Genomic DNA, 24014 nt, shown 5'->3' with positions numbered 1-24014 from the left:
GGGCGTTAACGGTCGCTCACAACGCTTGCTTAGTGCAAGGTTTGACAACGCTGTTTCGTAAGGGGTTACTGACCTGTTATCTACTGTTCGACGGGTCAGTAAGACCGACCTGGTTTGTCGCTACCTGCGTACAGGTGTGCAGGTCAGACCGATTTTCCCCGCCCGCCACGGTCCGCCGAACGCGACGGGCGGGTGCTAGTGGGCCGCAGGGCCGCGGCGGCAGGAACGCGGGTACCAGCGGGTGCGCTGGTCCAGGCGCCAGTACGAGTGCTCACCGGGGATGTCGACTGCGGTCTCGGCGGTGAGGACGATGCCGCACCACACGCAGTCCACGCCCCGCTGCTGCCGCTGGGTCAACGTGCGCATGGCCGGTAAGGGGCGCGCGGCCGGCCCGCTGTCTGGGTTCTTGGTGCTGGCGCCTTTATGCTCCGCCATGGCGACTCCTGCTAGTCGTCCGCACCCCGGGGCCGTGTCGGCGGTCGCCGGGGCATCTCTCTGTAGCGGGTATACCGCAGTACACCGCAGCTTACTGCGGTCGCGCGGTATACGGCAGTTACCTAGCGTCAACCGCATGAGCGTGGATCTTGACCGGACGCGGCCTGTGTGGCGACAGATCGCCGCGATCATCGTGGGCCGGATCGAAGACGGCACCTACCCGGCCAGCACGCGGGTCCCCTCCGTGGTCGAGCTGTCCGCCGAGTTCGAGGTCGCCTCGTCGACCGCGCAGAAGGTCATGGCGCACCTGAAGACGGAGGGTCTGGTCCGGTCCGAGGTCGGGCTCGGCACGTTCGTCGCGGACCGACCCGAGGGCTGATACGCCGAAGCCCCGCGCGGCGGCGGGGCTGGTGGCAGTTCAGGCGGGGAGGTGTACGTCCCGAGTGCCCCGCAGTCCGGGCCGCCTCGTTCGTGGGGACGGGATGGGCGCCGCTTCAGGCTCCTCCGGCACGTCAACCAGCAGCACCTCCATGCCCTCCAGGAGGCTCTTGACCTCGGCGAGGCTGGCGGGCTGCCATGTCTTGGCGTCGGCGTCCCACGTCCTGGCGTAGGAGAGGGTGAAGCGGCCGTCATCCTCTTTGCTGCTGATCCAGGAGACGATCGCGTCGCAGGCGGCGCCGTGGATGTGGATGGTGAACGCGTCACGGTTGATCCGACCCAGGTCGCGCCTGCCGCCTTGCACGGCCTGTCCGCGCGCCAGGGCCAGGCGGATCAGTTCCTTTGATTCCCCGGGGATGTTCGCGTGGATCTCGGTGATCTGCATTGTCGCTCCTGTTTGCCGCTTCCTTATGCCCTTAAGTTTGGCCTAGCAGCTTGGCATTGTCAAGCGGTTGGGCCTAGCGTCTTGGCCAAGACGATGGCATGATGCGCGGCATGGACACCGCGAAACTTGAACTTGCAGCTCAGCGCTACCGCGAAGCCGAAGCCGCACTCGACGCAGCCAGAGTGGACCTCCGGTCCGAAGCGGTTGCCGCCATGCGTCAGGATCCTCAGCGCGGTGACCAAGCCGTGGTTTCGCGGATCACCGGCTGGTCGCGCGAGCAGATCCGCCTCCTCATGAAGGCTGCCGATGAGGACCGCCCGTCAAAGCCGTGACCTTGTCAGTCCCTCGCCGTAGCCTGATCGCATGACAGGGGCGGGGATGCGGTCTGCTGCGGTGGTGAATGCGGAGATCCGGGCGCTGTGGGCGTCCGGCAGTCTGTCGCCGGAGGATGAGCGGCAGTATCAGCGGCTGGTGGTCGAGTGGGCCGCGGCAGATCAGGCCGAGCGGCGGGTGCGCGCCAGGCAGCAGCTCGCCGCGTAGGATCCCGCTGTGGCGATCGAACTGAGTGACGAGCTGATCGGGCTCGAGCAGCAGGCGTGGCAGGAGATGCAGGCCGGGGCGCTGACCGTCGAGGCGGCGTGGGCCGTGCAGTCCGCGGTTACCGCACACGCCGAGGCGACCGGGGCCAACCGGTACGAGCTAGAGATGGCGCTGAAGAAGCGCGTCAGGCAACCCCAGTAGTCCGTGCCCGCCCATCGGTCGCTGTGCCCGTAGGCCCGACGGGCGGGTCCGAGTGTGCGCCGCAGCCATGGGCGCGAATGGGATGGCCCGATTATCTCAGGCCGCACTGACAGTCGGGCGGCTACGGCCACGCGGCCAACTGCTCCCCCGTCGCCGTGTCGGTGAGGGTGACGCGCGCCCCGCTGCGGCTGCCGTAGTCGCCGATCCATCCCCGGTATTTACGGTCAGCGGTCGCCTGATCCGACCACCAGCCGTGCACGACTGGCCGGCCGTCGATGGTGACGGTCAGGTGGTAACGCTGCTGGTCGGCGTCATGCATGCCCCCAAGGATGGCAGTCTACTCGGACACCCGTAGACTCGAACACATGTACGACATGCCACCGGAAGAGCGCCTCGAGAAACAGCGCACCCTCCGGGACTGGCTGGCCTACCAGCTACGGCAGGCAGAGCAGGCCATCGAGCAACTCGAACGCGAGATCGCCGAAGAGAGGCGGCGCCGGGAGGTCGCCCGCGTCGAGCAATCCTGGAAACTCCAGCCCGGCCGCGGCGACAAGATGCAGCCCATGCTCCACCGCGGGAACTGCGGCCTGTATAAGACCGAGCTCGGGTACCTCGACAAGGCACACGTCGTCATCGCCCTCGAGGAATTCCCCCAGCTCGAGATGTGCGACATCTGCAAGCCATGGGGGCTGCTCGGGATCCCGAAGCCACAGACTCGACCGGCCGTCGACTAGGCGCTCTTCCGCTTCTTGCCAGCCGCCTTCTTCGCCGGGGCCTTTTTCGCGGCGGTCTTCTTCTTCGGCTTCGCCATCTCGTGCACCGTCGCGGGCTCCCCGCGGCGCTCCTTGGCCTGCTCCATGGAGGCGGTCAGCGCTGCCATCAGGTCGACCACCTGACCGGTCGGCGCCTCCTCGCGCTCCGGCATCTCTGGCCGTCTCCCCTCCACCTTCGCGGCGATGACCTGCTCGAGGGACTCGCGGTACTCGTCATGCAACTCCGGTGGCAGGGCCTCGGCGCTCATCGTCTCCATGAGCGCCAGCGCGCCCTCGATCTCCTGCTCATCCAGGTCGATCGCCTCGGGTGCCAGCTGCGCCGGGTCCCGAATCTCGTCGGGCCAGCGCATCATGTGGATCAGGATCGCGTCCTCGACTACCCGCAGCAGGCCGAGCCGCTCGCGGCCGTGGAACGCCATCTTGGCCACGGCCACCTTCTCGCTGCGTTCGAGGGCCTTCCTCAGGAGCACGTAGGGCTTCGCTGCGACGGGCCCGTCCGCGGCGAGGTAGTAGCCGTCACCGATGCGGATCTGGTCGATGGTGTCCGCTGACACGAACGTGACGATGTCGATGGCCTTCGCCGTGGGCAGTGGGATGTCGTCGAGCTCCTGGTCGGTGATCTGGATCGTGTCGCCGCTCGGCAGCTCGTAGCCCTTGCTGATCTCGGCGGCGGAGACCTCCTGGCCGTCGATCTCGCAAATCTTCTTGTACCGGATCTGGCCCATGTCGGCGGTGTGGACCTGCCGGAAACGGATGCTACGGTCCTCGGTCGCAGGCAGCATCTTGATCGGAATGGTCACTAGTCCGAAGCTGATCGCTCCACCCCATACGGGCCGCGGCATGACAAACCTCCACGTCAGCCCCGAGCACCGCCAGCATACGACCGGTACGAGGGGATGCACGAGCGCCCACCCTCAGGCGCCGGGTGGGCAGTCGTGAAAGAAAAAGCCATCCGGGACCGGCCCCCCACACCGCGGGCACGTCAGCTTGACGCTGATCGCCCTCAGGTAGAAGTCGAGATCGTCCAGTGGGTGCTCTTCGCAGTACAGGCTCCCTGTCGCCGCCTCGCTCGCGCATTCGCCGTCCGCGTCGTACTTGCACTTCATGCCGTCACTCCTTCGACTGCCGGGTGGGCGGGCATGTGTACATCCGTCGACTCGGAAGCGCAACCATGCAGGCAGGGAGCGCATAACGTTCCCTTACGAGGTCAACGCCGCTTTCCAAGGGTTGGAAGACCACCCGAGACTGTCCGCACGCTGGTACTCACCTTCACCACCCGCGGCTGTTCCTTGGGCGTCCTGGCAGCCCGTGCGGCCTTCGCTTCAGCCTTCTTGGCCGCCCGCTCCTGGCGCCTCTTCTCTACAGATGCCCTCAGCTCGGCCGCCGCCGCTCTCTTTCGCTCCTCAATGATGTCGCGCTCAGGGGGCCGCACCCAGACGAGCGGATGATTCTGCGCTGGCGCCTCGCGTCGACGGTTTCGCCTCGCCTGCTCCTCGCCCGCAAGGAGGAGCAGCTTGTACTTGCCCAGTTTCTGCCGTTCATCCCTCGTCAGATGCTCGGCCAGCTTGTTCACCTCGCCCCACGCGGCGGCGCGCACACCCCTGGCGACGGGCCAGTCGTGACGGGATATTGCCGCCTTCAAGTCCGCCATGTACTGGTCCAGTTTCTGCTTCGCCGCCTTCTCCCTCCTCGACAGGCCTGGGGGCTGCTTCGCCTTGGCCTGTCGAGCCTCCCAGTCAGGGCCGCCGGTGAGGAGACGTGCGCGGGGGCGAGCTCTGTGCGTCACTGGCTACTCCTGGGTCTGGAGCGTTTCGACGAGCTGGGCATCGTGATCCCGCAGAGCTTGGGAGATGGCGCCGATGCTGGGGTTCTTCCCCTTGCTCGCGCCCTCGGCGATCCGGAGGTGCGGTTGGATCTGTCGGAGGGTGAAGCCCTTCTCCTTCAGTGCGACGGCCTGGATGGTCAGGGCTTCGGTCATGACGGGTCTGCGTCCGCCGACCCGTCCGCGCGCTCGTGCCGCTGCGAGTCCGTCATTGGTCTTCTTGACGATGTCGCGTCGCCGCTCGGTGGCGAGCACCAGGGCGAGTTCGAGGAGGAGGTTGCTCTCCTTGTGCTCGCCGGCGCCGACGCCTTCGAGGACCTTGACGGCGATGCCGCGCTTGAAGAGCTCAGCGAGGGTCATGAGGCCGGTGAGGGTGTCGCGGCCGAGGCGGTCGACTTCCTGTACGCAGAGCATGTCGCCCTCGCGGACGTAGTCCAGTGCGGCGCTGAGGCCGGGGCGCTCGTCGACGGCGAGCTTGCCGGACACCTTCTCTTCGAAGACCTTGATGCAGATCGGGTCTAGGGCGTCATGCTGCCGGTCGACGTTCTGTTTGTCGGTTGATACGCGGACGAGCCCAACTAGTGCCATGCGGCCTCCGGTTCATCTAAGGGGTGCGGGTGAATTCTTGAACGGTACCCGTTGTTGAACCCTTTGATGAACGGTTTGGTCCAAGTGGTGGCCGCGTCAACGCCTCCCGTTCATCCATCGCGGATAACGACCGATAGATGAACGCATGGGTGCAGTCGGTTGACGGCGCATTGGCGCACGGCCGACGACGTCGTCAAGCTGCTCGCCATGGTCGACGAGACAGGCAAGGGCGCTTGGATGTGGCGCATCACCGTGCGGGAGGGCCACGCCACCGAACGGGAGAGGTGCTGGGACCCGGATGCGACTCCCATGAGCGAGGCGGACTACAGAGAGGTGCTCAGCATTCTCTTCGACCCGGATCCGAACGACCCCTGATGTGTGTGGGCTATCGAGAGTGGCGTCCTGTCGGAGGACAGCAAGAAGCCCCCAGCCCGAAGGCTGGGGGCTCTGTCATTCCTCGGGCACCGGGTCCGGCTCGGGCGACGGCGGTGGTTCGGGCTGTTCCTCGACGACGCCCATGTCGACGAGGGTGCCCATGTCTGCGGCGGTCTCGTCGATCCGTGGCTGCACGGGACGCTCCGTTGGCAGTTCCGACACTCGCACTCCAGTTCTCACACGTCGATGTGGATGTACTTGCGTGCCCGCTCCGGGATCGGCTCCCCAACAGGCGGCTGTATGCTCGCCCGCCGCAGAGAGGAAGCGAAGTCGCGGAGCCTGCCGTGAAGCCAGCTCAGAGCTAGGGCCTGATCGGTGATGTGCTCGGCCTGGCGCTCCGACTCGGCCTTCTGCTCCGCGAGTTCCTTCCTCACGTCACGCAGCGAAGTTCGGATCTCCTTCGTGACAGCAGTGAAGTCGTCCCGCTTCTCCTGCCGCCGCGTTCGGCGCGCAGATCGTGCCGTCAGTGCGGCACCAGCCGTCGTAAGAGCAGTGAGGCCCGCCTGAACCCACATCTCGATGGTCATGGAATCGTCTCGATTCTCTTGGGCCGCGGGGGTTCCCTCCATCCGGCCACGACTAGCACCGGGACCGCGATCGCGCCCCAGACCAGTGCGGCAATCCACCCCCGATCAAAGATGCCCAGCGCCCAGCTCGCGAGGTACGACAGCATCCACGGCAGCACGATCGCGGGAAGCGACAGGAAGCCGAGCCAGTCGACGCCTTGCGGAAGGAACGCTGACACGACGGCGATGAGTCCGGCGGTGACCCAAAGCCATCCCCACACTGCAAGCGGGGCGAGATCCAGGAGGAGCTTCAGCCCTCGCTGGTCAGGCTGCGGGAACGCGATCTGACCGTAGCCGATCGCGCTCCACACGAATCCATAGCAGAGGAGGATCGTCCCGCGGCGGCCGAGCTGGCGCTTCAGCCGCCGCAGCAGAGCGCACCGCACCTACACCCCAGAGGCGGTGGAGGCGCTGTTCTTCGAGCCGACGAACCGCGCGATGAGGCCCTTCACGAGGGATCCGGCGGCGGCTATGCCTGCGACGCCGACGGTCTCCCAGAACGTGGCGGAGAACATGTCGCCGGGTCCGGCGGCGAGGGCGACACCGGCGGACGCGGTGAGGGCGGTCCAGATGACGCGTTCGGCGAGGTCCTTGGCGTAGGTGGTGGCGGTCTTGACGACGGTCTCGACGTCGCCGGCGTTGGGGAGGTTGGTGGCCATGGTGTGTCTCTTCTCTGCGAGAGGTCAGGCGGTCCAGTAGGGGCCGGAGATGGCGCGGTGGAGGAGGGTGACGGGCTTGCTGTCGGGGCTGATGGCCCGGACCTGGAACCACAGCTTCTTGCCGGTCGGGACGGGGATGGAGTGGACGAACTGGTGCCCGCCTCCGCCCCGCTTGTCGATCGCCAGGTAGCTGGACGCTCCGCTGCCGTCGGCGTTCGTCAGATAGAACTGGCCCTGGACCTTCGCGTCGGGGCTGGTGGCCGTGTCGAGGTACAGGTGCGCGGTGATGTCGATCGCCGGGATGGGCCCGGCGAGGACGGCGCCCTCATCCTCGAAGGCGAGCGGAGTCCACACGCCGGATTCGAGGTGCACGTCGATCGGGTTGGACTCGTTGAGGGCGTGGGGCACGTCAGCCTCCTCGGCAGGCGCGGGAGTCGGGGTGGTGGGCGCGGGTGCGACGGGAAACGCGGGCCAGCTGCCCGGGTCCTGGTGGTCGTTCTCGGGCACGTGCTGGTGCCCGTACCAACCGCCCTTCGACTCCCACACGGACTCGGAGCGCTTCGGGGTGAAGTCGGTCGGTCGGCCCATCGGCCACACGTCCGGGACACCCCACGACTTGATCCAGGCGTGGAGTCGTTCCCAGCCCAGGCAGGGGGTGTCGACCAGGCGGGCGTAGACCTTCCCGCCGACACGGCAGTAGGGGAAGAACACGGCCTCGATCTGGATGACGACGCTGCCAGCACGGTTCGTCCGCGTGCCCCCGGAGCTATCGGCGAGGGACTTGGAGCGCGAGTTCGCCGGGTGGAACTGGGTGAAGCGGCCGGTGAACGGGTCCCACAGGATGTGCGGTGCGGCTGCCATACCTGCGGTGTTCCGCCCGAAGTAGCTGACTAGGTTCTCGTAGGGCACCAGGTCGGCGGGCTTGATCGCTGTGGCGTTCCGGTCCCAGGTGATGTGCGGGATTGCCTTGGCTGGCCCGCCATCGGTCGGGGCGTGGTCGCCTATGTCGAGCCGGGTCGCCCCTGGCATCCACAGGTCGGGCATGGGTTCTCCTCGGGGCGTGACGAAGGGCGCCCTCGGGAGGCGCTGCGGGTGGTGCGGGGTGGAAGCAGGGACAGGTCAGGTGGCCTGATCCAGGAGGTCGGCCCCGGCGAGGAGCCGGATGATGGCCTGGGTCTGCCGTGTGAGGGCTGCGGTCTGCGCGACGTGGTCGGCGTTGACCGCCGTCCCGGCCTGGACCTTGTCGAGGTATGCCGCGTTGGTGGCCAGGGCAAGCCGCACGCGGCCCATGAGGGATGCTCGGTTCGCCGCACGGGCGTCATCACGTGCTTGGGCATCTACCGACGCCGTCTCGGCTTCAGTGAAGGGGCGCTCGTCAACGAGTGAGCCATCTACCCAACGTCGGTAGATCCGCGCGGTGGTGTCCCATTCCTCGCGGACGGCCGCGTCCAGACGTTCGATCGTGGCCATGGTCAGGCCTTGTAGGTGGTGACGATGACGATTCCGGGCGCACCTGCGGCGCCGAGGGTGCCCACTGCGACGCCGGAACCGTTCGATGAGCCGGAGGCGCCGCCGCCGTAGGAGTAGCCGACGTTGCCGACCTGGGCGCCGGAGGTGGACGGGTTGGCGCGGGCCTGTCCAGACATCGTTGACGCGCCGCCGAGGTTGCTTTTCACGGGCAGGCCGGAGATGACGAGGCCGGTCGATCCGGCGCCGCCTTGCATGCGGAATGAGCCGCCAGTGCCGCCGGTGCCGCCGTCGCCGCTGCCGGCGAACAGGTTGCCGGAGGTGCCCGTACAGGCAAGACCGCCGGTGCCACCGATGGCGGTGACCGAGGCGCCGAAGGACGAGGTTCCGCCAGCTCCTCCGTTGCCGGGGCCGGCGCCGCCTGCGGTACCGCCTGCGCCGACTGTGACGGCGACGGAGCTGCCGAGGGACGCTGCGGAGAAGGTCCCGCGCGCGGACTCGCCGCCGCCGCCTCCGCCTGAGCAGGAACCCTGGCCGGAGCTGGTGGAGCCCACGCCGCCGGAGCCGCCTCCTCCGGCGACGACCTCGACAACTACCCAGAGGGCTCCGGCCGGTTTGTTCCAGGTGCCTGAGGAGGTGAAGACCTGGACGTCGGGCGTGCCGAGCAGTAGCCCGTCGACGTTCCCCGCCAGTGTCTGTATGTGCTCCCAGATGCGGGAGTGGTCGGTCGACTCGGGGTAGGTGATGCCCTTGCTGGTCTGCTGGGTCATCCGCGCCTCCAGTTGATCGTCAGGGTCCAGGCGGCGGACCAGGAGCCGCGTCCGGCCCAGCGGATGTAGGGGTCGTCGGAACTGATCGAGATGGCGAGTCCGCCGCGGGTCCCGTTGACCATGGCTTGTGCCCACGAGTTGGGTACGACGAAGCCGCTGGTTGTGGCGTTCACGGCCAGGGAAGGGCCACTGGTCGTCTCATTGAGCGTGGGTGCCCCTGCTGGGCGGGTGGACTGGCTGACGAGGCGGAGGGTTGCTGTGCGGGCTGCGAAGTCGCCGCTGGTGAGTCGTCGCACGCGCAGGGTGGCCCGGGTGACGGTCGCGCCGGCGATCGTGCGGGGTTTGCTGCCGTAGAAGGCGCATCCGGTCATGCGTCCGTAGGAGCTGCCGGAGTAGCGGCCTTGGTAGGTGTCGGCGCTGCCGACCGGCCCGATGTCGGTGCGCCACTTTCCGTCTCGGTAGGTGGCGGTGGACACGGGGGTGCAGGTCAGGGTGCCGGTGGTGACGGTCGGCTTGGGGATGGGCGCGGGGTCCCCGGCGTCGGGCGGTGTGGCGTCGGGGATTGCCGGTGGGGGTGGGGGTACGGCTGGCGCCGCGGCAGCCACGCCGACTGCCCAGTAGACCGAGCCGACCCGGTGGATGAGCAGCGTGTCGTTGACCGCGACGGTCAGCCCGTTGACCGTGCGCACGGTGATCTGGATGCCGCCCACGGTCGCGGTGCATGCGGCACCGGATACGGCCGAGTCGGCCCGCCCGAGGAACGTGCCCGTTCCGGCGAGGGAGACTTTGACGTCGCTCCAGTCGGCCATCTACAGCACCCTTACGGTCAGGCGCATCTCGCCGGGCGAGTACGGAAGCGACAGGGTTTCGATCATGCAGGGGGTGGCGTTCAGCCCGGCACCTGTCAGGGCCACGACGTCCCCGGTCATCAGGCCTGGGTGGGGCAGCAGCGTTACTGTCAGGCGACGTCCTGCTCCGCGGCGAAGTCGCTCCAGGGTGTTGGCGGCTGCCGCCCGGCATTGGGCGACTGTGGCCAGCAGCGGTGACGTGAAGAAGTACGGCACAGGCAGCGGAGAGAACGGGCCGCCGGAGCGCAGTGGTGAGGAGAAGTCGGTGTCGTAGGCGACGCCCTGTATCTGCGTCCCGGAAGATCCCTCGCCGCGGGCGACGACCACGGTAGCTGCGCCGGCACGGCTTGAGGACGCCTGCCACTTGATCACCGTGCCACCGGTGCCGTCGGTCAGGGACAGCACAGCCGTGCCCGTGTCAGTGAGCGGCTCGATGCGCAGCACCCCGTCTTCCGTGACGCGCGGCACCGCGGGCCAGGCGTCGAGGACTTCATGCAGGGCGCCGAGCCGGTCGTCGTCCCACTGCATGCCCACCGGTACCGATCTGTCGACCAGGGCAGCATCCACCTCGACGGTCAGCGCGGGCTCGACGAGGGCCTGCACGGTGGACTGAAGAGTGCCCGAGGGCTGGAAGGGTGCAGCGAATTTGGCCTCGTCGATCAGCGTGAGTAGCCCTTCGGCCTGGACGCTGACCGTGTCGTCATCGGTCGCCGTTTCGGTGACGACGAACCAGCCCCTGTTGATCCACTCGTAGCTACCGCCGACGTCGACTCCGTAGGAGACGCGGACTTGCTGTCCGTAGGCGGCGAGCGGGTGATCTGGGTCGATGGGGCTCCAGTCGGTGCCGCGGTCGCGGCGAGGTACGGACAGGGTGATTCGCTCCGGTACGGCCAGAGAGCGGTCTCGTTCCTCGCTGCCATCGGATACCGGGACGTCGTCGGAGAGGAGTTCTCCGTCGCGCCAGGACTCGACGCGCACCCGCATGGTGTGGGAGCGCTGGACGACGGCCAGCGCGGCCGTGGACATGTCCAGCATGTCTCACACCCCCAGGTCTGCCTGCGCGATGGCCAGGAGCGTGGCGTAGGCGTTGGAGAGGTCGAGCAGGGTCGCGTAGTTGTCCGCGATGTCCTGGAGCGTGAAGCCGGCCGCCTCCAGTACGTCGGGCCATGGCTCGGTCTCGAAGATGTCCAGCGCCCATTCTCGGCGCGGGTTGTACCAGGCGCGGTCCTCGGAGTCAGACAGTGCGGCCAGGTGGCCGTCGACGCCGGCGAGGGTCGTCTGGCCTCGGATGAGGATGACTCCCTCGGTGGCGCCGTCCAGGACTTCCTGTAGGGCGTCGCCGTCGGCCTCGCTCGCGGTGGACACGCCCACGGTCGCCTGGGCGCTGGAACGGGGCCGGGCCACCGATACCAGGCGCCCGCCCACGTTGAAGACCGCTGCTTCCCGGGTTCGCTTCTTGTCCGGCCACGACCTGATCGTCACGGCGGCGCCCACGCCGCGGACTGCGTCGCTGATGACGTCGGCGGACACGGTGGAAGTGATGGACCCGGAGGTGACTGTCCAGGATCCGCCGGCCGAGTCGGTCAAGTCTGCGGCGTAGGACGTGGATACGCCGAACGGCTGCTCGGCGTCGACACGGAGCAGCGCGGCTTGGCCGGTCACGTCGACATCGCTGGCTGCCCGGACGGGCGTGCGCGTGGTGCCGACCACCCGGTAGATGGTGGCTTCCACAATGTCCTCGGCGAGCATGCCGGTGACCGAGCACAGGATCCGCGGTGGGAAGACTGTCTGCGCGGTCGCGCTGATGGCTGCGGTGGCCTCGCGGATCCGCAGCACTCCGGCAACGCCGGCCGCCGCCGCACCGAGTGTCGCCGTGACGGTGGGCGCCTGGGTGCCGGAGCCGGACGACACGGTGCCTGTTGCATCAACCAGACGTCCGGCGTTGCCGGTGGTGAGCGAGTCGTCGGCCTGCTCGGTCACCGTGCCGAACGTGATTCCTGAGGCCGTCACGGCTTCGGCGGTCGCAGAGGCCGTGGACGCGGACAACGCGTATCCGAGCAGCGCGAAGTCACCCGCCGCCCAGGTCAAGGGCGACGCGGATGCGCCGGAGAACCCGGTGCCGCTCGTGGTGTCCTCTCCGAAGGCTGTCGCCCACCGCCAGCCCGTCCCGGCGCTACGCGAGAGGACGTGGATCCGGCCCGCGATCAGCGAGCCGGTACCTGTCGGGAGCTGCGTCGTCGGGGCCGTGTCCGAACCGAGCAGGACGCGGGTGAACAGCGACAGGCGGCGCGGTCCCGTACCGGACCCGAACGATCCCGTGCCGCCGGAGAACGATCCTGCCGACGACCATCCCGACGGGGTCGTAGGGATGGATTCGGTCGGGTGGCCGGAGACCACGACCAGGATGGCGAGCCGCCCGGTCGTGGCCCCGGCCGGAAAGGCAGGAGTGATGCTCGTGGCTGCCTGCGAGAGGGCCCCAACACCGATGTGGGAGATGGTCATTCAGTGCCTCCCCACCCGTGCCCGGTATGCGGCCCGCTCTTCGGAGGCACGGACGATCGGCGTGGCCTCCACGCGCACGATGTCCCGGATCTCCCGATCGCCAACGAACACCTGCACAGCGATCGCGCTCGGTGCTGCGGCGGCGACGGCTGATCCGCTGCTGCCGTATCGGCCAGCGGGGACGAGCTGGTAGCCCATGGCGGCGGCAGTCGCAGACAGCAGGGTCCGAGAGCGGGTGCTCCCGTCGTGCGGGATCCACGACTCCGGCACCCCGGCCTCGCCGCCCAGGACGAGAGACGGCCGGGTGAGGATGCCGCCGCGGGCCATCGCCACCGTGCCACCGGAGTTCCACTGGGCAAGGAAGCGCGCCTTGTTGAGTGCCGGGAGCAGGGCGATCTGCCCGAGCATGTGAGGCACGATGCGCCGCAGCACATCAGCCGACAGCCCGGCCGCGATCAGATCCTCCCAGCCGCGATTCGGAGCAGCCCGCAGCGTCGACAGCAGGATCACAGCACTGGTGAGGTCGTCCCCGGTGAGGGCCGCGTTCGCCTTGCCGACTGCGGCGTTGGCGGCCGTTGCACTCTTGGAGTTGCCCACGGCCTGGTGGGCGAGCGCCATCGCCGACGAGTCGCCTTGTGCTGCTAGGGCCTGGGCCAGATCGCCGAAACCCCGCGACGCGAGCGTCTGGATGTCCTTCGCGAACTGCGCGCTCTGATTGGTGCTGGTAGTGAGCTGCTTGGTGAAGTCCGCCAGGGTGGCCTGCGCCAGTCCGGCGGTTGCCTTGAGCTGGGCCACGATCGCCGTGAACTGCTTCGCGGAAGCGCCGGCCAGCTTGTTGACCAGCGCGACACCCTCCTCGCCCATTCCTTCGAGGAGATCCGCGACTTCCTGTCCGCCGCGGGTGGCGATCCTGGCGAGGTTGGTGCGCCAGATCTGTGTTGCCCGCAGAGAGTTGTACAGCTGCTTCTGGTACGCGTTCAGGTTGAACACCGCGGGTGCCTGCGCGCCGCGGGCGAGGCCCAGCTTGGCGTCCAGGTTGAACACCGTGCCGCGGGTCGCCGTGACCCGCTGGGCTGCTTCGCGACGCTCGGCCGCCGTGGACTTGCCTTTGCGGACCTTGTTCAGCTCGGCGACCGCGGCCTTGTACTCCTTCCACGCCTCCCGCAGTTGCCCGACGAGCTCGTTGTAGCGCGACAGGCCCGCGCCGGCGCCGCCGAGGACGGCGAGCTCCGTCGGGTCGTAGGTGCCGACCGAGCCACCGGACGCGTAGCGCATGGCGTTGAGCCGGTTGAACATGGCGACGCCGTACTTGCGGACCGCGTCAGCCTTGATCACGTACTCGCCGTTGCTGACGAGCGCCGGGATCGAGTCCGATGTGCCCGTGCCCGGCCCGTAGATGGGTCCGCCCCCGGGCCATGTGCGAATGGCGCCGCCTCGCGCGTACTTCCCCGGCGTCAGCTCCCGGCGGGTGGCCTCACCGGTCTCGACCTTCACGTGCCGGGTCACGACGGTCACGGTCTTGCCCTGGATGGCATCCAGGGCCCGCTTCAGGGCCATCGCGTTCGCGACCGCGGTCCCGGTGGGCGCGGTGATGGTGACCTTCTTGCTGCCGGGGATCTTCTTGACGCTGTACCCGGCGGCCTCGAGCGCCTTGACCACGGCCGCGGTCGGCGCCTTCACCGTGATGGTCTTGCCCGGCGGGACAGCCATGAGCTTCTGACGCAGGTCCGCGATAGCGGCTGCCGCCCTAGCTGCCCCGGGGGTGGTGAACGTAGTCGACGCCGACTCGGGCAGTCGGAGGTAGGCCTTCGTCAGCTGGTCGATCGCGGCCTTGGACAGCCCCGCCGCACCCATGGATGCGCGCAGCAGGGCGATGTCTTGCTCGAGGACCGCGTTGCCTGCGTCGATAGACCCCGACTGCTCCGCAACTGCCTGGCCGTGGTCCATGGCGGCCTTGGCGGCATCCAGGAACGCCGTCTTCGTCTCGCGGCCCTTCTTCGTCGTGACGTCCAGCGAGACGCCGTTCTCCTTCACGACCTCTGACAGTTTCGACATGGAGTCGCGGAAGCCGATCTCGCCCTCGGCCGCGCTGATGGCGAACCCGTTGAGAGCCTTGAGTGCGTCGCTGAGCTTCTCGGCCTCGGTGCGCTGGTCAGCCATCTGGTCTGCGGTCAGCTGGGTGGCGTCCCCCAGCTCGCCCTGCGTATCGGCGGTGGTCTTCTGCTGCACCGCGGCACCTGCCAGGGCCTCGGTGTACTGAGGCAGCAGGGTGCGGAACTTCGCTGTGGAGGTGCCGCCCGCGTTCGCTTCCTTGGCGAAGCTGGCGAACGCCGTGGCCGCTTCCCTCGTGGCTCCGCTCTGCACGAGCGTGGCGAGAGCCTGGTCGAGAGCGGTGACCTTCTGCTTGGCGCGGTCCAGCCCCGGGCCACCGAACTCGGTACCCGGATCGAACGTGCCGAAGAAGTCCTCGACTCGGTCCAGGGCGCCCGGGTGGGCGATGCGTGCGACGGCCTCGCCGAGGCCGTCCATGTCCTCGCCGAACGTCTTGGACAGCTCGCCAGCGACCTTGCCCTTCTGGGCGAGGTCGACGAGCGCCTCGGCCAGCTTCGCCGCACTGGGCGGGGCCTTCTGGAGCCCGGCGGTGAGCTTGTCGACGCTCCACGTCATGGCGGCCATGCCGACGAGGACGATCGACATCCGACCGAGGCCCATCATCGCTGCCCGGGTACGGGCGGCCGTGACCCCCATGGACACCAATGCTGCCCTGGTGGCGGCGATGCGGGGAAGGAGCAGCAGCAGAGCCGCACCGGCCAGACCCGCGGTGCCCGCGAACCCGGAGGTCAGCGTGACGGCGTGCTGCACGCTGGGCGGAAGGTCGTTGTAGGCGTTGACCAGCCGTGTGACGAACTGGGTCATGTCGCGGAGCATGCCGTTGGCCGACGAGCCGCCCTCGATCAGCGCGACCTCAATGGCGGACTTGAGCCGGTCGAAGTCGCCGATGAGGTTGTCGGTCTGGACGGCGGCAGTGCGTGCGGCGGCACCCTGGTCGTTGACGGCGTTCACGTACTCCTTGATGCCGTCGGCGCCGAGCTCGTACAGGATGGTCGCCGAGCGGACCGCGTCCGCGCCGAAGATGGTCGCCATGGCCGCATTGCGGGCCTCGGGCGTCAGCTTGCTGAAGCTGGTCTTCATGCGGGCCGACAGCTCGGTCAGCCCGACGAACTTGCCGGTGGAGTCGTAGGCCGAGAAGCCGATCGCGTCCATCGCGGCCTGGGCCTCTTTGGACTGCGGCACCAGCCGCTGCAACATGACCTTCAGCGACGTACCAGCGTCCGAGCCGATCAGGGCATGGTCGGCGAACGCCGCCAGCACACCCACCGTGTCCTCGATGGACAGGCCCGTCTGATGCGCCAGCAGGCCGCCCATGCGCAGCGACATGCCGAGGCCGTGGACATCCGCCGCGGACTTGTTCGCGCCCGCCGACAGGAGGTCGGCGACGTGCTCAACATCCCTGCCCGCGAGACCGAATGTGTTCATCGCCTGGGCGGCGACAGTGGCCGACTCGGACAGGTCGATCTGCCCGGACGCGGCCAGCGACAGGGCACCCTTCAGCGCGCCGCCGATGATGTCCGCCGTGTCGACACCGGCACGCGCCAGCTCCGCCTCAGCGTCCGCAGCCTCGCCCGCCGAATACTTCGTCGTCTTAGCCGCCTCGAGCGCCGCAGCCCGCAGCTTGCCCATGTCCCCTGAGCTGGCCTGCGTGACGGCCCGCACATTCGACATGGCCTTGTCGAACTTCGCCGCGCTTGCAGCAGCCACAGCGAACCCTGCCACGAGCGCGGTCGACACCGCAGCGCCCGCCCCGGCGATCTGTGATGTGCTCCGGGCCGCATCGCGCATGCCGCGGGTGTAGTTGGAGATGTCGGCGCGCAGCCGGACGGTGACGGTACGGACAGCCATGGGTCACCCCCGTCCGCGCTTCTCGATATGGACGTGCAGTCCGTCGGTGCTGCCGCGCCCGTCCTGGTGTGCGCGGACGGTCTTTGCCGAGGTGGCGCAGGCGTGGCACATGATCAGCTTGGCTGAGTAGGCGAACTCGTGGTCAGGGTTGGTGGCCTCATGCCACGGCTGCCCGCACTCCGGGCACTGGTCCGCCTCCACTTCGGCCAGAGCCAGCGCCCAGCCGCGGTCCTCCTCGGTCCACAGCGGCTCACCGGCCGCCGGCCAGGGACGCCCGAGGAAGATGGACCGCGGGACACCCCAGGCCCGTGCGGTCTCTACTTCTCGCCGCCAAGGCCCGCCAGGAGCGCGGAGGCGGCCAACGAGAAAGGGACGATGCCGCTGCTGTTGTGGACGTCCCACGCAGCGTCGAACAGGTCCTTGATCTGCCCCTGCGTGATGACCTCGAACAGCTCCTTGGCCTGCTCCTCGGTCATCACCGGGTCGACACAGCAGGCCGCGATCAGCGCACGCGGGAACGTGTCCGAGTCGAACAGCTCCTTCGGATCCTCCGACGGGTGCGCGGCGACCAGCGACGAATACTTCTCGTCCCCGATGTACCGCAGGAGGAAGGGCACCTCGCTCTCGCGCATCTGCGCCCGCAGGGCGGCGATCCGCTCGGAGATCTCCCGGCCCGGATGCGCTTCGGCAAGGTTCTGCGGCTGCCAGTCCTCCGCCACCTGGGCGAGTTCCTCCTCGAGGCGCTCGACCTCGCCGGCCAGGTCCCCCGCGATGCACACCTTGACGGTGCGCTCGCGGGGCTTGGCGCGCTTGAGGATGTCCTCGATGTTGCTGCCCATCAGGCCACCGTGGCGGCAGTCGCGGGCGGGCTGGTCACCTTCATCGGGCTCACGAACTTCATGACCTCGTTGGCAGCCGGGGAGCTGTTCTGCGGCTCACCGCACGTGATCGGGTAGACCTCGCACTTCTGGGACGACGCCCAGGCTGTCGCGTAGGCGACGCCGCGGCGGACGACGAGGTAGCCGGACACGCCGTACTTCAGTGTCGTGAACGGGAGGTCTTCGCCGCCGGTGGTGCCCCGCTTGAAGGTGAGCTCGGTGTCGTAGCCGACCCTGCCGACAGTCTTGGTGTCGAACGTCGAGGCCAGGCTGGACGTGTCGACGTCCGCCGTCGACGGGTCGATCTTCAGCCCGTCCGGGGTGATACGGGTCGTGAAGTCACTGCCCGCGTTCAGCTCGGACGTGGTCGGCGCGTTGATGTTGCTGATTGTCGACGCCCAGACCACCTTGGTCATTCCGTCGCTGATCAGGTCAGACATGAACCCTCCTCAGGGCATGAAAAAAGCCCCGGGCGACGGGGCAGGCGGGACTAGGGGGCGTCAGATCACGATGTTCGCGACGGTGACGCTGGTCGTGGACGAGTAGGTGATCGACGCGCTCACGCCGTCCGCAGCCGAAGCGAAGAGGTCTGCGGTGAGTGGGCCAATCAGCTTGTCGCCTGTCGTCGCGGGCACCGTCACCACGATGTCGGCGACGCCCTGGCCGCGCACCTTGGCTGTCGCCGTGATGGTGACGGTCATGCTGGAGCCGTTGGTGTTCTTGACGTGGAGGAAGCTGCGCTCGCCGCACGTGACGGTGGTCGACGCGGCAGCCGCCGAGTATGTGGGTGTGGTGCCGGCCAGTGAGATGACCTGCTGGGCCAGAAGGGCCATGGGGTGCTCCTAGGAGGTGGACTTCAGCCGGTACTGCACCGGCAGGAACCAGAGGGGTGGGGTGACGTCGTCGTCGCGAGCGACCGGCGGCCCGCCCAGATCCTCCGGACGCCAGCTGGCACGCCCAGCCACCGTGAGCTGCACGGACAGGGCCTGTCGGACCTTGTCCGCGACCCACAGCGCGCGCTCGACCGAGCCCCCGACACATGTGACCTGGAACGTCACGTCGAAGTCGGTGCGCCTGTCGGCCAGCGACTCCCGCACAGCCATGCCTGGGTCGAAATACAGCACGGCGAACTTGTCCGGCGGCACCCAGCCGCTCGAGGTGGGGGTGCCGCCCAGGTACACAGTCAGGCCCGTGGCTGTGAGGGCCGCCTGTACCGCATCCATATGCGGCAGCACTGTGGGAGTCGTCATCGGCTCACCACCATGCCAAGCCGCGGCGCGCGATCAGCTCCATCTGCGCCTCGAAGCGGGGCAGTTCAGCCGCCAGGGCCCGGCCGCCGTCGTTGTGCGGCGGGTTCTTCACTGAGCCGTACTCGAGCAGGTTGCCGAGAGCGCCCTGCGGTCCGCCCTTGTCCGGGCCAATGACCGCCACGGTGACGTCCCGGGTGAAGGGCCAGATGTCGTAGCCGATGGACCGCGGGTAGTGCTTGCCGTGACTGCCGGCGGTCGCGCGCGCGTTGGCCCGCCAGTCGTTTTTGATGTTCAGCGCGCCTCGAACCAGCACGCTGTGGGCGTCGCGCTGTGCCCGCGGTACGACCCGGGCCAGATGACGTTCCAGGCGTCGCACGTCAGACGTGTCGAACCGGATACCGCTCATGACCTGTCCTCCACGCTGATTCGCCATGCTGTTGCCTGAGAGCCGAACTCGGCGCCCGTCACCCACAGCACCGTGTCAACCAGGCGGGTGTCTGTGGAGCTGATGACCCCGACACGGTCGCCGGGCAGCACGCGCACGCCGTCGGGCAGGGGCGTGCCCCACGGGACGTGGACCTCATATCGGCGACCTGCGACTTCGCGTTCCCCGGCGACAGTCTCCTCGCCGGCCGAAACGTGGACCGGTTTCACCCGGGCCTTGCCCGTGTAGAGCGTCGTCTGCGCCCCGGGGACCGTGGTGCCGGTTGTGCGGTCGAACGTGTCCGCAGTCTGCCGATACAGGCGAACCTGGTCCGTCATGCGCGCCTCAGCCTCCGCCCTGCCCGCAGCCAGGGCGGCGTCGAGGGCGCTCACCGCAGCCCGACCGTGCCGAACCGGCGCCGGTACGGCGTCAGCATGCTCCGGTGGGCATCCGACAGAGTGCCCGAGCCGAGAGTCTCGGACGCGAACACCCGCCGGTAGTCATCGATGGCCACCTCACGCAGCCCTGTCGGGTTGGTGACAGTCATCGACGCCAGATCCAGGCATACGGCCCGCACGTCGTCCGGGACTTCCTCCCAGCCGTGCGTGTAGGTGACTTCGACCAGTCCCGGGTCGGGGTACGTCGTGGTGCCCGGAAGCCGCCGCCACCCGCCGGTACGCAGCAGTCGCTCGCCGGATAGCACCCAGTCCTGGAGGACCAGGCTGTTCACGCGGACCTGCGACACCGACACCACGGGCCGCTGAGGCAGGACGAGCTCGGACTCGTTCAATACCCGCAGCATGACCATGTCGTCGGATACCCGGGTGATGTCCTGGCGCGTCCAGCCCCGGATGATCGCCGAGGCTGAAGCGAGCGCCAGGTCTGCTGTGGCCTCGGGAATGTCCGCCTGAGTAGCCGCGGCCAGTTCGGCCGCCGTGGCAAACGGGGGTAGCGCCATGGTGACCTCCTCAATCGGCGGCTTCCACGGCTCGACGCTGGCCGCGCTCGTTCAGGCCCATGTCCGCCAGCATGCGGCTGAGCATCATGGGCGCGATTCGTTCTGGGTGTCGCCGCCGGATCCGCCTGATTTTGAACAGGCGGATCCGGTAGCCGACCTTCGAGGCAAGCCCCATGGTCAGGCCAGTCCGGCGGCCTTGCGGGCTTCGGCCGCCGCGTCCTTGTCCGTCTCGGGGGTCGGCTTCCCCTCGACGACGCCGGCAACGGTGTAGTGCTCGTTCGGAGTCGGGTCCGTCTCTACGCCGTAGAAGCCCTGCTCCTGCGCCTTGTCGGTGCGGCGCTGGACTTCCTTGGCAACGTCGTCGTCCGCCGGGATGGGCTGGTTCTCCGGCTCTCCGGCCGGCTTGCTCGATCGGGTCGTAGCCACGACGGGCCTCCTAGTTCCGGGAGATGGTGATCCGGACGATGCCGCCCGGGTCGGCGATGCCGGTCGCGACGTGAATCGACCGCCACTGCAGGGTGTCGCCAGCGGCCAGCACGAGGTTCGCTGCGGTACCGGACAGCGTGATGGCCCGCTCGTTGTTCGCTGTGGCGTTGACGCCGTTGTCGAACTGGAGCGACGCCACGGTGGTGGTCCCCGATCCGGCCTGCCCCTTGTTGACCAGGGACACGGTCCGGTTGTTGGTGGCGGCGCCGGTGATGGCGGCCTCCGGGACGTACTCCACCGCAGTCACGGTGCAGTCGAACGGGGCCTGCGCGACCACAGTGTCGTCGTCGTTTCCAGCCGTCGAAACGGCCGGTACGTCGACCTCGATGACCCGCACGAGGGGCGCGGTGTCTCCCATGTCAGTCTCCTTGGGGCATACAGAAGGGCGCCTGAGGAGTTGCCTCCAGGCGCCCTTGGGTTGATGGTCTACACGGCGAGTTCGTTGCCGTCGTCGGCGGAATCGCTGGCGAGGCGGTCAGCAGTCCGTATGCGATGGCAGTTGGCGCAGACGACTTCGCACTTGGCGATCTCGGCGTCGATCAATGCTCGGCTCATGCCCGCCATGCAGGCAATCCGGTAGAGCTTCACCTGGCCAGGCAGGTGATCGAAGTCGAGAGCAACGGGGTTCGCCCTGTAGCCGCAATCCGTGCAGCCCCGCTCCAGCTTGATCTGCTGAAAATAGAGTCGATCCCTCTTGGCTCGCTCGGACCTACCGCTGCCGTACCGGGTGCGATTGCATTCCCTGCACCAGTTGAGGTACCCGTCGCGCACGTTCTGATTCTTGTAGAACTCCGAGTAGGGCAGCTCTTTCCCGCAGTCTCTGCAGGTTTTCAATTCTCGCTCCCTGAAGGCGAGGCCCTGAAGGACACAGGGCGGAGGCAGGCGCTCAGGGAACGCTTTTCGGGAGCTACCCTAGCCTCCGCCTGCCAGCATTCTAGCTGGTCAGGCGCCGACGGTCTTGAGAACGCCGACGGGGTAGCGGGATCCCTCGGTGGGCTGCTCGTTGTTGATGCGGTTCGAGACCTGCCACCCGACGCGGAACGTGAGCCTGACCGCAGTCATATCTTGCTGGGCCAAGTTGTAGATGATCGCGCCCGTGTTGTCCTGGATGACGGCCTGGTCGAGGATCTTCATGGTGATGTCCGATCGGACGCCGATCACGAATTCGTCCCAGTCGCCGCCGAACAGCCGAACGCCGTCGACGCCGACTCCGCCGGCGAGCGGGAACAGGCCCTTCATGGCGTACTCGATCGGGTAGCCGTCCAGGGTACGGAGGTCACCGGAAGCGCGGGCCTCGTCCAGCTTGCGGCCCTGGGTGTCGCGGGCGCGGCGGAGCTTGCTCTTCGCGGAGGTCGCCGCGACCCAGCCGTTGACCTCGAAGCCGTCAGCTTCGACCTTCTCGTAGACGTTGTCTACGTCGCCGTAGAAGCCACCCTGGGCGGCGGTGGAACCCTCGTTCACGGAGTTCCCGGCCGCCGTGGCCGCGGAGAGGATGTTCGTCGGGAATGAGCTGGGCGCGTTCGTCCCGAAGAAGATGGTGGAGTCGAGGAGACGCCCGAACGCTTCGCGCACCAGCGGCTCGGCCTCATCCCACAGGTCCGCGTCGGTGTCGGCGAGGACGTTGTCGGGGAACGGGACGATCGTCGCCATTTCCTCGATGTTGAGGAACTTGTTCGCCCAGTTCACCTCAGTGGTCTGCTTCAGACCGGTGTCGCCCGACACCCAGTAGGCGACCGGCAGAGCCGACAGCACCGGCAGCCGAAGCTGGCCGCGTGCCACCGGGATTCGCTTGAACAGCTTCAGAGCCGCAGAGTCCTCTACGGCCTTGCCGAGCATCTCCTTGGAGACCTCTTCGGGGATGAGAGCCGCGGCGTCGGTGCGGCTCGTCAGGTTGTTGTAGGCCACGGCTTGTGCCTGCCTTTCCTGGGAATGGCCGGCCGGGTCTCGCCGGGCCGGACAGAGTTACTTCGCCGCCTTCTGGCGGATCAGGTCATTCATGGACGTCGGCTTGTCCGCCGTCCGACGCGCCCCGCCGTCGAACGACGGGGATGCCGCCACCTTGGCCAGGTGCGGCTTGGTCTTGAGCAGGTCGGCGAGCGCCTTCTCGATGCCCTTGGTGTCGATGTCGCCGTCGTCGTCGACGAAGTCGCCGAGACGCAGGAACGCGGCAGCATCGGACGGGTCAGCGAAGGTGGCGGAGGCCAGGGCCTTCACTTCGGCGCGGGCGGCGCGTTCCACCATTGCGGTGGCCCGCTGCTCGGCCTTCGTGGCCCGTTCGCCTGCCTTCTGGACTTCGGACTTGTCGCGGTCCTCGATCTCCTGGAGGCGTGCGGCGTGCTCCTTGTTGGTCTTCTCGGCCGCCCTGGCGCGCTGCTTCCACTCCGCGAGGGCCTTCTCGCCCGCGGCCCCCAGAGGGACGTCGCCAGCGTGCTCGGCCTGCGCGGCGGCCTCGGGCGTCTGCCCTGCGGGGTCTCCACCTTCGGGCACGGATGGTTCGGTTGCAGTTTCGGACATGGTGCTCTCCCGTTGCGGGATAAGGCCGCGCATTGCGCGCGGTCAGGTCAGGTAGCCGAAGCGCCGCAGCATGGCGATCGCCTCGTCGCGGGATTCCGCGAGCTCGAAGATCTCCTCAGGGAGGAGACGAGGTGTGGTGAGCCGGTACCCACGGCCGATGTCCCCGGGGACTCTGCCGCGGGCGATATCGCGGGCTCGCTCGGAGCGATAGAACGACCCGCGACGCGTAGTGCCCTCGCGGGTCGCGCGCACCGTGCGACCGTAGGTCGTCGTGGTGTACATGCCGCGGCGGGCATTGACGATGGCGTAGATGTCGCCGCCTTCGCGGATCGCCCTGGCCCCGGCCGCCGTGAACACGCGGTCCTGTTCGGCCCGGGAGAGCCGGTTGAAGTACGCGTGCGGGTCGATAAAACCCCGCCTGCCGGAACCCGGCCGGGTGGTCGGCGAGAACTCGTCCGCACCGATTGATGTCCGGCGTCCCGCGCCCTGGTTCCGGGCGATCAGCGTCGTCGGCAGGTGGATGCAGTCACACTTGGGGTGCCGCTGAAAGCCCTTGTTCCAGCCCCACTCAGTGCCGGCGAGGATGATGCACCTGCCGCAAGCGGGAGGCTGCACGACCCGCACGTAGCCCTGGATCGTTCGCTTGCCCGCCATGGATACGCCGGTCGCGCCGCGACCCGCCTGTGTGACCTCCGATGAGGACAGCCGCAGCGCCTGCCGCAGACCCGTCATGAGCGCGTCGTCGACCGACATGCCCCCGGCAATGCCCTGCTTGGTCGAGATGACCGACAGGTACATCAGCGACTCCAGCGGACGGCCATCTGCGGCAGCCCCTGCGAACGCCGCAGCGCGAGCCCTTCCCGACCGGATCGGGTCGGCGCCTTCGGCCTCCACCACCTCGTCCACGTAGTCGTTAGCCAACTCGGCGGATGCGAGTTGCGCCGCGGCCACCGTGGCGGCCATGCGGCTGCCGATGCCCGCATCCCAAGAGCCCGATAGGTCGGCGAGGTCCAGGAGCCGCCACAGCTCCTGCACGCGGTCGGAGGAGCGCCGCACGATCCGTTGCTGCCGCCGGTACTGCTGCAACGCGATCTGCCGCGCCGTCGGCGCCACCG

38 protein-coding genes are annotated in these 24014 nt (G+C 68.2%); 6 read left to right on the top strand and 32 right to left on the bottom strand.

Annotated features, from left to right (window positions below; genetic code table 11):
• Positions 1 to 195: 195 nt before the first annotated feature.
• Positions 196 to 366 carry a hypothetical protein gene (locus tag ACFV6V_RS02315; protein WP_385557815.1) on the bottom strand — a complete coding sequence of 57 codons (171 nt, stop codon included), beginning with the start codon at positions 364 to 366 and terminating at the stop codon, positions 196 to 198.
• 205 nt (positions 367 to 571) lie between these two features.
• Here ACFV6V_RS02315 and ACFV6V_RS02310 point away from each other — a divergent pair, with 205 nt between their 5' ends.
• Positions 572 to 814 (top strand): GntR family transcriptional regulator, encoded by a 243-nt coding sequence (locus tag ACFV6V_RS02310; RefSeq protein WP_385557812.1) that lies wholly within the window; start codon positions 572 to 574, stop codon positions 812 to 814.
• A gap of 39 nt (positions 815 to 853) precedes the next feature.
• On the opposite strand, the gene ACFV6V_RS02305 is transcribed toward ACFV6V_RS02310, so the two are convergent.
• Positions 854 to 1258, bottom strand: a complete 405-nt coding sequence (locus tag ACFV6V_RS02305) for a hypothetical protein (RefSeq protein WP_385557809.1) — start codon at positions 1256 to 1258, stop codon at positions 854 to 856.
• A gap of 110 nt (positions 1259 to 1368) precedes the next feature.
• Between ACFV6V_RS02305 and ACFV6V_RS02300 the strand changes: the two genes are divergently transcribed.
• From ACFV6V_RS02300 to ACFV6V_RS02290, 3 genes are read left to right on the top strand one after another with little or no spacing between them, the layout of a single operon-like run.
• Positions 1369 to 1590 (top strand): hypothetical protein, encoded by a 222-nt coding sequence (locus tag ACFV6V_RS02300; RefSeq protein WP_385557806.1) that lies wholly within the window; start codon positions 1369 to 1371, stop codon positions 1588 to 1590.
• A 31-nt stretch (positions 1591 to 1621) separates the two neighbouring features.
• Positions 1622 to 1798 (top strand): hypothetical protein, encoded by a 177-nt coding sequence (locus ACFV6V_RS02295; RefSeq protein ID WP_385557804.1) that lies wholly within the window; start codon positions 1622 to 1624, stop codon positions 1796 to 1798.
• Between the two features lie 9 nt (positions 1799 to 1807).
• Entirely contained in the window at positions 1808 to 1999 is a 192-nt protein-coding gene (locus ACFV6V_RS02290) for a hypothetical protein (RefSeq protein WP_385557801.1), read from the top strand.
• Between the two features lie 121 nt (positions 2000 to 2120).
• On the opposite strand, the gene ACFV6V_RS02285 is transcribed toward ACFV6V_RS02290, so the two are convergent.
• Positions 2121 to 2318 (bottom strand): hypothetical protein, encoded by a 198-nt coding sequence (locus ACFV6V_RS02285; protein ID WP_385557798.1) that lies wholly within the window; start codon positions 2316 to 2318, stop codon positions 2121 to 2123.
• Between the two features lie 46 nt (positions 2319 to 2364).
• Here ACFV6V_RS02285 and ACFV6V_RS02280 point away from each other — a divergent pair, with 46 nt between their 5' ends.
• Positions 2365 to 2733, top strand: a complete 369-nt coding sequence (locus ACFV6V_RS02280) for a DUF6233 domain-containing protein (protein WP_385557795.1) — start codon at positions 2365 to 2367, stop codon at positions 2731 to 2733.
• Here the strand turns inward: ACFV6V_RS02280 and ACFV6V_RS02275 are convergent.
• The 4 genes from ACFV6V_RS02275 to ACFV6V_RS02260 form a co-directional block, all read right to left on the bottom strand.
• A complete protein-coding gene (locus ACFV6V_RS02275) occupies positions 2730 to 3614 on the bottom strand; it encodes a Ku protein (protein ID WP_385557793.1) in 885 nt (294 codons plus the stop codon). The genes ACFV6V_RS02280 and ACFV6V_RS02275 overlap by 4 nt on opposite strands.
• A 72-nt stretch (positions 3615 to 3686) precedes the next feature.
• On the bottom strand, positions 3687 to 3878 hold the full coding sequence (locus tag ACFV6V_RS02270) for a hypothetical protein (RefSeq protein ID WP_385557790.1): 192 nt from the start codon (positions 3876 to 3878) through the stop codon (positions 3687 to 3689).
• Between the two features lie 101 nt (positions 3879 to 3979).
• On the bottom strand, positions 3980 to 4558 hold the full coding sequence (locus tag ACFV6V_RS02265) for a hypothetical protein (protein WP_385557787.1): 579 nt from the start codon (positions 4556 to 4558) through the stop codon (positions 3980 to 3982).
• Positions 4559 to 4561: 3 nt separating this feature from the next.
• Positions 4562 to 5182 (bottom strand): recombinase family protein, encoded by a 621-nt coding sequence (locus ACFV6V_RS02260; protein WP_385557784.1) that lies wholly within the window; start codon positions 5180 to 5182, stop codon positions 4562 to 4564.
• A gap of 159 nt (positions 5183 to 5341) precedes the next feature.
• Between ACFV6V_RS02260 and ACFV6V_RS02255 the strand changes: the two genes are divergently transcribed.
• Positions 5342 to 5557, top strand: coding sequence for a hypothetical protein (locus tag ACFV6V_RS02255; RefSeq protein ID WP_385557782.1), 216 nt, complete (start codon positions 5342 to 5344; stop codon positions 5555 to 5557).
• A gap of 236 nt (positions 5558 to 5793) precedes the next feature.
• Here the strand turns inward: ACFV6V_RS02255 and ACFV6V_RS02250 are convergent, their stop codons facing one another.
• The 25 genes from ACFV6V_RS02250 to ACFV6V_RS02130 all read right to left on the bottom strand — a co-directional run bounded on the left by ACFV6V_RS02250 (position 5794) and on the right by ACFV6V_RS02130 (position 24012).
• Positions 5794 to 6144, bottom strand: coding sequence for a hypothetical protein (locus tag ACFV6V_RS02250; RefSeq protein ID WP_385557780.1), 351 nt, complete (start codon positions 6142 to 6144; stop codon positions 5794 to 5796).
• Positions 6141 to 6494: a hypothetical protein gene (locus tag ACFV6V_RS02245; RefSeq protein WP_385557778.1), complete on the bottom strand. Its 354-nt coding sequence runs from the start codon at positions 6492 to 6494 to the stop codon at positions 6141 to 6143. Before ACFV6V_RS02245 ends, ACFV6V_RS02250 begins: the two co-directional genes overlap by 4 nt.
• Positions 6495 to 6569: 75 nt before the next feature.
• A complete protein-coding gene (locus tag ACFV6V_RS02240) occupies positions 6570 to 6842 on the bottom strand; it encodes a hypothetical protein (protein WP_385557776.1) in 273 nt (90 codons plus the stop codon).
• Between the two features lie 24 nt (positions 6843 to 6866).
• Positions 6867 to 7886 (bottom strand): hypothetical protein, encoded by a 1020-nt coding sequence (locus ACFV6V_RS02235; RefSeq protein WP_385557774.1) that lies wholly within the window; start codon positions 7884 to 7886, stop codon positions 6867 to 6869.
• Positions 7887 to 7961: 75 nt separating this feature from the next.
• Entirely contained in the window at positions 7962 to 8312 is a 351-nt protein-coding gene (locus tag ACFV6V_RS02230; protein WP_385557771.1) for a hypothetical protein, read from the bottom strand.
• 2 nt (positions 8313 to 8314) lie between these two features.
• Complete coding sequence (locus ACFV6V_RS02225; RefSeq protein WP_385557768.1) at positions 8315 to 9079, bottom strand: hypothetical protein; 765 nt, start codon at positions 9077 to 9079, stop codon at positions 8315 to 8317.
• On the bottom strand, positions 9076 to 9888 hold the full coding sequence (locus ACFV6V_RS02220; protein WP_385557765.1) for a hypothetical protein: 813 nt from the start codon (positions 9886 to 9888) through the stop codon (positions 9076 to 9078). The genes ACFV6V_RS02225 and ACFV6V_RS02220 overlap by 4 nt, the downstream gene beginning before the upstream one ends.
• Complete coding sequence (locus ACFV6V_RS02215) at positions 9889 to 10962, bottom strand: DUF5047 domain-containing protein (protein WP_385557762.1); 1074 nt, start codon at positions 10960 to 10962, stop codon at positions 9889 to 9891.
• 3 nt (positions 10963 to 10965) lie between these two features.
• Complete coding sequence (locus tag ACFV6V_RS02210) at positions 10966 to 12429, bottom strand: hypothetical protein (RefSeq protein ID WP_385557759.1); 1464 nt, start codon at positions 12427 to 12429, stop codon at positions 10966 to 10968.
• The gene (locus ACFV6V_RS02205; protein ID WP_385557756.1) at positions 12430 to 16389 is read right to left on the bottom strand and encodes a phage tail tape measure protein; all 3960 of its coding nucleotides are present in this window, start codon (positions 16387 to 16389) and stop codon (positions 12430 to 12432) included.
• A 3-nt stretch (positions 16390 to 16392) separates the two neighbouring features.
• On the bottom strand, positions 16393 to 16590 hold the full coding sequence (locus tag ACFV6V_RS02200; protein WP_385557754.1) for a hypothetical protein: 198 nt from the start codon (positions 16588 to 16590) through the stop codon (positions 16393 to 16395).
• Between the two features lie 116 nt (positions 16591 to 16706).
• Positions 16707 to 17228 (bottom strand): hypothetical protein, encoded by a 522-nt coding sequence (locus ACFV6V_RS02195; protein ID WP_385557752.1) that lies wholly within the window; start codon positions 17226 to 17228, stop codon positions 16707 to 16709.
• Positions 17228 to 17707, bottom strand: a complete 480-nt coding sequence (locus ACFV6V_RS02190; protein WP_385557750.1) for a hypothetical protein — start codon at positions 17705 to 17707, stop codon at positions 17228 to 17230. Before ACFV6V_RS02190 ends, ACFV6V_RS02195 begins: the two co-directional genes overlap by 1 nt.
• 60 nt (positions 17708 to 17767) lie before the next feature.
• Positions 17768 to 18100 carry a hypothetical protein gene (locus ACFV6V_RS02185; RefSeq protein ID WP_385557747.1) on the bottom strand — a complete coding sequence of 111 codons (333 nt, stop codon included), beginning with the start codon at positions 18098 to 18100 and terminating at the stop codon, positions 17768 to 17770.
• 9 nt (positions 18101 to 18109) lie between these two features.
• Positions 18110 to 18517, bottom strand: coding sequence for a hypothetical protein (locus ACFV6V_RS02180; RefSeq protein WP_385557744.1), 408 nt, complete (start codon positions 18515 to 18517; stop codon positions 18110 to 18112).
• Positions 18518 to 18521: 4 nt separating this feature from the next.
• A complete protein-coding gene (locus ACFV6V_RS02175) occupies positions 18522 to 18923 on the bottom strand; it encodes a hypothetical protein (protein ID WP_385557742.1) in 402 nt (133 codons plus the stop codon).
• Entirely contained in the window at positions 18920 to 19333 is a 414-nt protein-coding gene (locus tag ACFV6V_RS02170) for a DUF6093 family protein (RefSeq protein ID WP_385557740.1), read from the bottom strand. The genes ACFV6V_RS02175 and ACFV6V_RS02170 overlap by 4 nt, the downstream gene beginning before the upstream one ends.
• Positions 19330 to 19899, bottom strand: a complete 570-nt coding sequence (locus tag ACFV6V_RS02165) for a hypothetical protein (protein ID WP_385557738.1) — start codon at positions 19897 to 19899, stop codon at positions 19330 to 19332. The genes ACFV6V_RS02170 and ACFV6V_RS02165 overlap by 4 nt, the downstream gene beginning before the upstream one ends.
• A 10-nt stretch (positions 19900 to 19909) precedes the next feature.
• Complete coding sequence (locus ACFV6V_RS02160) at positions 19910 to 20074, bottom strand: hypothetical protein (RefSeq protein ID WP_385557735.1); 165 nt, start codon at positions 20072 to 20074, stop codon at positions 19910 to 19912.
• A 2-nt stretch (positions 20075 to 20076) separates the two neighbouring features.
• Entirely contained in the window at positions 20077 to 20325 is a 249-nt protein-coding gene (locus ACFV6V_RS02155; protein ID WP_385557733.1) for a hypothetical protein, read from the bottom strand.
• A gap of 10 nt (positions 20326 to 20335) precedes the next feature.
• Positions 20336 to 20743 (bottom strand): hypothetical protein, encoded by a 408-nt coding sequence (locus ACFV6V_RS02150; RefSeq protein ID WP_385557730.1) that lies wholly within the window; start codon positions 20741 to 20743, stop codon positions 20336 to 20338.
• Positions 20744 to 20811: 68 nt separating this feature from the next.
• A complete protein-coding gene (locus tag ACFV6V_RS02145) occupies positions 20812 to 21156 on the bottom strand; it encodes a hypothetical protein (RefSeq protein WP_385557727.1) in 345 nt (114 codons plus the stop codon).
• Positions 21157 to 21327: 171 nt separating this feature from the next.
• Positions 21328 to 22290, bottom strand: a complete 963-nt coding sequence (locus ACFV6V_RS02140; protein WP_385557724.1) for a phage major capsid protein — start codon at positions 22288 to 22290, stop codon at positions 21328 to 21330.
• A 57-nt stretch (positions 22291 to 22347) separates the two neighbouring features.
• Positions 22348 to 22899: a hypothetical protein gene (locus tag ACFV6V_RS02135; RefSeq protein WP_385557723.1), complete on the bottom strand. Its 552-nt coding sequence runs from the start codon at positions 22897 to 22899 to the stop codon at positions 22348 to 22350.
• 42 nt (positions 22900 to 22941) lie between these two features.
• Positions 22942 to 24012: a hypothetical protein gene (locus ACFV6V_RS02130; RefSeq protein ID WP_385557721.1), complete on the bottom strand. Its 1071-nt coding sequence runs from the start codon at positions 24010 to 24012 to the stop codon at positions 22942 to 22944.
• Positions 24013 to 24014 lie beyond the last annotated feature (2 nt).

Source organism: Streptomyces sp. NPDC059828, from assembly GCF_042731955.1.
Classification (GTDB): Bacteria; Actinomycetota; Actinomycetes; order Streptomycetales; family Streptomycetaceae; genus Streptomyces.
The sequence above is the reverse complement of the archived record's forward strand: the minus strand, read 5'-3'. Positions and strand labels throughout refer to the sequence as shown.